General features: G+C 45.9%; 5 protein-coding genes. 4 read left to right on the plus strand and 1 reads right to left on the minus strand.

The window, feature by feature from the left end:
* The first annotated feature begins 57 nt into the window (after positions 1-57).
* Genes QZ157_RS04185 through recR form a run of 3 tightly spaced genes read left to right on the plus strand, consistent with a single transcriptional unit; the run spans position 58 to position 2,551 of the window.
* Positions 58-729: a response regulator transcription factor gene (locus QZ157_RS04185; RefSeq protein WP_295142213.1), complete on the plus strand. Its 672-nt coding sequence runs from the start codon at positions 58-60 to the stop codon at positions 727-729.
* Entirely contained in the window at positions 726-1,982 is a 1,257-nt protein-coding gene (locus tag QZ157_RS04190) for an ArsS family sensor histidine kinase (protein WP_295142216.1), read from the plus strand. Before QZ157_RS04185 ends, QZ157_RS04190 begins: the two co-directional genes overlap by 4 nt.
* Positions 1,979-2,551, plus strand: coding sequence for a recombination mediator RecR (recR, locus tag QZ157_RS04195; RefSeq protein WP_295142219.1), 573 nt, complete (start codon positions 1,979-1,981; stop codon positions 2,549-2,551). Before QZ157_RS04190 ends, recR begins: the two co-directional genes overlap by 4 nt.
* Positions 2,552-3,652: 1,101 nt before the next feature.
* Here recR and dctP read toward each other — a convergent pair.
* A complete protein-coding gene (gene dctP / locus QZ157_RS04200; protein ID WP_295142221.1) occupies positions 3,653-4,708 on the minus strand; it encodes a TRAP transporter substrate-binding protein DctP in 1,056 nt (351 codons plus the stop codon).
* 148 nt (positions 4,709-4,856) lie between these two features.
* On the opposite strand from dctP, the gene pyk reads away from it, so the two are divergent.
* A complete protein-coding gene (gene pyk / locus QZ157_RS04205; RefSeq protein WP_295142224.1) occupies positions 4,857-6,335 on the plus strand; it encodes a pyruvate kinase in 1,479 nt (492 codons plus the stop codon).
* Positions 6,336-6,857: the final 522 nt, after the last annotated feature.

Below are 6,857 nucleotides of genomic sequence, written 5' to 3' on the forward strand. Positions count from 1 at the left end.
AATTTAACATTTTTTGGTTATAATCATTTTCGCTAAATCTATACTGAAAGGCCTAAAATGATTAATGTTTTAATGATTGAAGACGATCCGGAATTCGCGCAAATTCTATCCGAGTATTTGAGCGATTTTAATATCAAAGTAACAAATTTCGAAGACCCGTATCTAGGACTAAGCGCCGGGATTAAAAATTTCGATTTACTTATCCTAGACCTTACGCTACCCGGTATGGACGGGCTTGAGGTTTGCAAAGAAATTCGCAGCAAATACAACATCCCTATCATCATCTCCTCGGCTCGAAGCGACATCAGCGATAAGGTAGTTGGTTTACAGCTCGGCGCGGACGATTATTTGCCAAAGCCTTACGATCCAAAAGAGATGTACGCGCGCATAATGAGCCTAATCCGCCGCTACAAAAAGAGCAACGAAGTGCAAGAAGAGGCAGTCGAGACGCTGTTTAGGATAGACGAGCGCAGGCACGAGATCTACTACAATAACGAAAGCCTCACGCTAACGCCGGCAGAATATGAAATTTTAAGCTATCTCATAAAGCAACACAGCTTTTCGGTATCCAGGGAGCAGCTTGTTTATAACTGCAAAAGCTTAAAAGATAAGGACTCAAAAAGCTTAGACGTCATCATCGGCAGACTAAGAACAAAGATCGGCGATAGCTCAAAAGCGCCTAAGCATATATTTTCGGTACGCGGCATAGGCTATAAACTCATAGGATGAGATACTCCTTAACGACGAAAATTTCGGTAGTTTTCGCCATCGCGCTGACGCTAGTTTGCGTTTTGTTTTATACTTTTGCCAGCATCCAGCTAGATAATACGCTAGACAAGATAAAGCAAAAGCAGCTAAGCGCGATAAACTATCTCGTCGCATCGTTTGAAAAATCAAATCCTCCTAGCGATTTGACGGTTTATTTTAAAAATTTCGGGCTTACCTACGTTAAAAACGATAAATTTGCCGCCGACATCACAAACGGCGGCAAAGTAGTCTTCGCCAAACAAACCCCGCTGGGGCTTTTTCAGTCGCTGCTTTTTCAGGACGGACTTTATCTGCATATCAAAAACACGTCGTTTCAAATTTTACTCGAAAGCGACGACGCTAAAAACATAAACGACCCGATATGGGTGGGCTTTATCCTCACGACGGCGCTTTTAGTATCGCTTTACGTTTCGGTTATGAACTCGCTAATGCCGCTAAAAAAATTAAGCTCCGACATCAGAAAATTCGGCGCCGGAAATATGGACGTAAATATAGCCAAACCCGACTCCAACGACGAAATAGCCAAAGTCGCGATAGAATTTGACGCCGCAGCCAGCAAGATAAAAGAGCTGATTCGCTCGCGCCAGCTTTTTTTGCGCACGATAATGCACGAACTAAAAACGCCTATCGGCAAAGGCCGCATAGTATCGGAAATGGTACAGAGCCAAACGCAAAAAAGCCGCCTGATAGCGATATTTGAGCGGCTCGATATGCTCATAAACGAGTTTGGCAAGATCGAGCAGCTACTATCTAAAAGCTACGCGCTAAACTATCAAGAATCCTACTTTTCAAATATCTTAGAACAGGCGCGCGATATGCTGATGATGGAAAAATTCGAAGAAAAAGTGAGCGTCGATATCAGGCAAGACGTCTTACTGCGCGTAGATTTCGCGCTATTTTCGCTAGCGATCAAAAACCTCATCGATAACGCGCTAAAATACGCCGACGACAAAAAGGCGCAGGTTATCTGCGACAAAGACGGCATCGTCGTAAAAAATCTCGGCGAGCCGCTACAAAAGCCCATCGAGTATTATTTGCAAGCCTTTATCCGAGAAAAAGACAACAAAAGCGGCGGCATGGGGCTAGGCCTCTACATCATCGACCACATCTGCCAGATGCATAAATTTAGCCTAAAATACTCCTACGAAGACGGCTACCACGCGTTTAAAATCTGCACCAAGCCGAAAGAAAACGTTGAAGAAGGAAAGCGTTGAAAAAGGGGCTTGAGAAATTTAATGAACTAGTCGCGGCCTTCGAGCGGTTACCGGGCGTGGGTAAAAAATCGGCCCAGCGCTACGCCTATCACGTCTGCTTAAAAGATAACTTAGGCGGACTAAAACTAGCCCAAAGCATCGAAGACGCCGTAAGATTTACGGGTAAATGTCAAATTTGCGGCGGGCTTAGCGAGGATGAGATTTGCGACGTTTGCAGCGACGAAACTCGCGACAGTGAGCTACTAGCCGTCGTCGAAAGTCCAAAAGATATCCTGGTTTTTGAGCAAAGCGCGATATACCGAGGTCGCTACTTCGTGCTAGAAGAGATAACGCAGACGCAAACCGAAAAACTACGCGAAATCATCCGCCAAAACGGCGTAACCGAGATTATCTTCGCGCTAACGCCGGGACTTAGCAGCGACGCGGTGATGGTCTTTATCGAAGACAAGCTAAGCGATTTGGGCGTTAAATTTAGCAAGATAGCCCAAGGCGTACCCACAGGCGTAAATCTCGAAAACATCGACCTTCTCTCGCTTATGAAAGCGCTTGATAGTAGAACCGAGCTATAAATTTACCGGTGACGCCTCGCAAAATTCGGTATCAAACTCTTAAAAATTTAGTCTTTAATCTCGCGATTTTATTTGCGCCGTTAAATTTGCGCTTGGCTTTCCTAAAACAGACAAACTCGGCCAAGCCGCTAGCGACTGTAAATTTTCGGGCGAGGTTTTGCGAAGTTCGTCTACGTCTCATTTAAATTTAAGCGACTCTAAGTAAGCCGTCCGCGTATCGCCTAGGTTTGCCGCGTGCCGTTTAGCGCAAATTTTAGCCGCGGCGCGCCGAATTTGGCGATAAATTTGTATCTAAGCCTCGCGTGATTTAAGCACGCAACCCGTACTTGCCGGTTTATTTTCGTCCGCCCACTTCGCCAAAGTTAAATTTACCGCCGCGCGGTCGTAAGATTTCTAAATTCGAGTTTCGCCCTGCCGAGTTTGCTGTTTAAATTTAATCTTTAGCTGATTTTGGGATAAAAAGAGTCGTCGCGGACGGCGAGTAAATTTAACTCGCGAGTTTGGATTTTTACGGACAAACGACCTGCAAAACGCTAGCAAATCCCAAAATAAAACAGCTGCGGTTTGTCTTGTCCGCGTTTTAGCCTTACTTAGCGGCGGCGTTAAATTTCAGCTTAACGAGCGTAAATTTACTAATCTGCGGCTACGCCAACGCAAAGAAATGCGAGTCGTTTAAATCAGCAAGTACCAAGCGGGGCTTTGGCTTAAATTTACTAGGCGGCTGCTTTACCCGAGCGAGGCTAAAACCAAACCCGCGCGGCAATCAAAATTTAATCTCTCAACGCCCAAAAATCCTAGCCAAAGCGCCGCAAAAATAATCCAAATCTAGCAAATCAAATTTAATACCCGCTCTAAGCCGAGTCGTTTACGCGGCACAAGGTTTAACCAAATACGCGGCAAAGCCGTAAATTTATCGCGATTTAACATAAAAACTCAAAGCAAATCAAACGTCCGTAAAACCGCAAGCTAAAATCTAATCCCAAATACCGTGTCAAAATGTCCGCTACTAGACGGCGCAAAAGTGCGCATACGAAATAGCAAAAGATTAAAAACGCAAAACTAAAAAGGATAGTCGCCCCGTTAAAACGGGGCGACGAGAGGTTATTTTGTAGTTTTTTGGATATACGAGAACTCGGAAATTTTCGTCCACTCGCGAGCTTTAGCCAAAAATGCTCTTTGAGAGTCCAAAATCTCCTTAAATAGCGGATCTTTCGCCGCCTCCTCGTCTAGGATTTCGTCGCTTGCTTTTCTAAGCGCGTCCATGACGTCCTGAGGGAACGAGCGAACCTCGATATCAGGATACTCCGCTTTCATCTTTGCCCAGTATTCTGCATTATCAAAGAACGAGCGCGTATTTAGCATGCTGGCTACCTCGTTAGCCGCGGCCTCGATCACAGCCTGAAGGTCGGCAGGCAGCTTCTCGTAAGTCTTTTTGTTTACGAAAAACTGAGTCTGGCCGCTCGGCTCTTGCCAGCCGGTGTAGTAGTATTTAGCGATCTTGTGAAAGCCAAGACCCATATCAAACGCAGGGCTCACCCACTCGACCGAGTCTATCGTACCCATCTCTAGCGCCATGTATAGCTCGCCGGTCGGGATCGTGTTTATCGTCGCTCCCACGCGCGCCATAACCTCGCCGCCAAAGCCAGGGATCCTGATCTTTAGGCCTTTTAGATCATCTACGCTTTTGATCTCTTTTTTAAACCAACCGCCCATTTGCGTGCCAGTATCCCCCGCAAGGAAAACTTTGATGTTGTATTTATCGTAAACTTTTTCCTCTAGCTGCTTGCCGCCGCCAAACTCATACCATGCGCGTAGTTCGCCTGCAGTCATACCAAAAGGCACGGCGGTAAAAAACATAGTGTTTGCGTCCTTACCCTTGTAGTAGTAAGACGCCGTGTAGCCGATGTCGTACTGGCCGCCTTTTACAAAATCTAGGATACCAAATGGGGATTTGTGCTTAGAGGGATAGTCTATCCTAACCTCTAGCCTACCGTCGCTTAGCGTCTCGACGACGCGCTTAAATTCTTTCGCCGCATCGCCCAAAACAGGCGTAGTGCCCTCCCAAGTGCTAGCTAGCTTTAGCTTGTAGGTCTTGTCCGCGGCATTTGCACCAAGCGCTAAGCCAAAAACGGCTAAGAGTGCTAAAAACTTTTTCATTTTTGCTCCTTAAAAATAGTTTTAGCGATTATACTTAAGCAAATTTAAAGCCGCTTTAAAAATATTAAATTTTCTTCTTTACCCGAAAAAACGTAAATTTATTTTCAAATTTGATGTAAAATGAAGCACTTTAACAAAAGGATCGAATTTGACGAAAAAAACTAAAATCCTAGCCACTATCGGCCCATCAAGCCAAAGCGAAGAGATCATCGAGCAGTTAGCGCTTGCTGGCGTAAACGCGTTTAGGCTAAATTTCAGCCACGGTTCGCACGAGTACCATAAAGAAACTATCGAAAAAATCAGACGCGTCGAAGCCAAAATCGGGCGCCCGATCGGTATATTTCAAGATATCTGCGGCCCAAAAATAAGGGTCGGCAAGCTAAAAGAGCCCTTTGGGCTAAAAGCCGGCGATGCGCTTGAAGTGTATAAAGATGAAATCTTAGGCGAAAAAACGGGCGAAAACGGCTACAAACTAAGCATAAATCAGCCTCAAATTTTACCGCTTTTAAAAGAGGGCGAATACATCTACCTCTACGACGGCTCCATCAGGGCCAAAGTAGAGCGCGCGGGCAGCGGCAAAAAAGACGAAGCGGTGCTAGCGCGCATCGAAAACGACGGGACGCTAAACTCCAATAAAGGCGTAAATTTCCCCAACACCAAAATCAACATCGACGTCATCACGCCAAAAGACCGCGAGGATATGAGATTTGGCGCGGCTAACGGCGTAGATTTCGTCGCTATTTCTTTCGTGCAAAACGCAAACGATATCGTAAAAGCGCGCGAGATTTTAGAAAATTTCGGTTCGCGGGCTAAAATTTACGCAAAAATAGAAAAATTCGACGCCGTAGAAAACATAGACGAGATCATAGAGGCTAGCGACGGCGTGATGGTCGCGCGCGGAGATCTGGGTATCGAGGTGCCATACTATAAGGTGCCGACCATCCAAAAACTCATCATCAAAAAGGCCAACGAAGCCTCAAAACCGGTCATCACCGCCACGCAAATGATGCTAAGCATGGCCGAACACGAAACGGCGACTAGAGCGGAAATCAGCGACGTGGCAAATGCCGTGCTAGACGGCACGGACGCCGTGATGCTAAGCGAAGAAAGCGCTATCGGCAAAAACCCGGTCGCCGTCGTGCAGGCGATGCGAAACACCATCGTCCAGACGCAACAAATTTATCCGTTTAATAAATTCGATAAATTCGAGCGCTACGACGACATAGACGTGGTCGCGGCTAGCTCGGCTAGGCTGGCCGTACAGCTGGACGTAGAAAGCATCATCTCGATAACAAGCTCCGGCAAATCGGCTCTAAAGATGGCCAGATACCGCGCAAATAAAGACATCATCGCTATCACGCACGACGAGGAGACCGCCCATCAGCTCACGCTGGCGTGGGGCGTGACACCGGCTTTCGTGCTGGGTAGAGACGACCTTAATCTACTCGTGGCAAACTCCATCAAAAAAGCCTCCGAGCTGGGATTTGTTAGCCGCGACAAGTCCTATATCATGACGGCCGGCTATCCTGCGGGAGTCGCGGGCAGCACGAACTTCATCCGCATCCTAAAACGCGAACAGATCGACTACTACATCGAGCTGGCGCAAAAGCAAAAAGACGGAAAATAGCAAATCTGCGCGGGTTAAATTTGGGCTAAATTTGATCCGCAAAAGCTTAGGCGGCAGGTAAATTTGGGCTAAATTCGAGCGAGGCATGCTCGGCCTGGGCTCCGGCTTTAATCCGCCCAAAGCAACCCGAGCCGAATTTGGTTTCAAATTTGACTTACCCAAACCAAGAGGCGAATAAATTTAAACGAATTTGAGCGTATATAGCTAGGCTGACAGGCTTTTGTTTTCAATTTAACCTGCACGATTTTGAGAGTAAGAGGTGCGAAAGACTAAATTTATTTGATCCGAGTAAATTTGACTCAAATTTACCGAGCGAAATCTAGCAAAATTTGCGCCGCAGCGAGTTAAAGTTGTTCATAAAATTTTATTTTTCAAGATAAGTAGCCAACGCTTGTTTAAGCTAAATTTTGCGGACTTCTCATTATTGACGATACGAATTTAAGGCAAATAATATTTTTTAACCTCGTCGATATTTATATTTTTTCTATCCAAAAAGTAGGTTTTGATCTCTGCATATTTGTC

Source organism: uncultured Campylobacter sp., from assembly GCF_905372745.1.
In the GTDB taxonomy this organism is placed as follows: Bacteria; Campylobacterota; Campylobacteria; order Campylobacterales; family Campylobacteraceae; genus Campylobacter_A.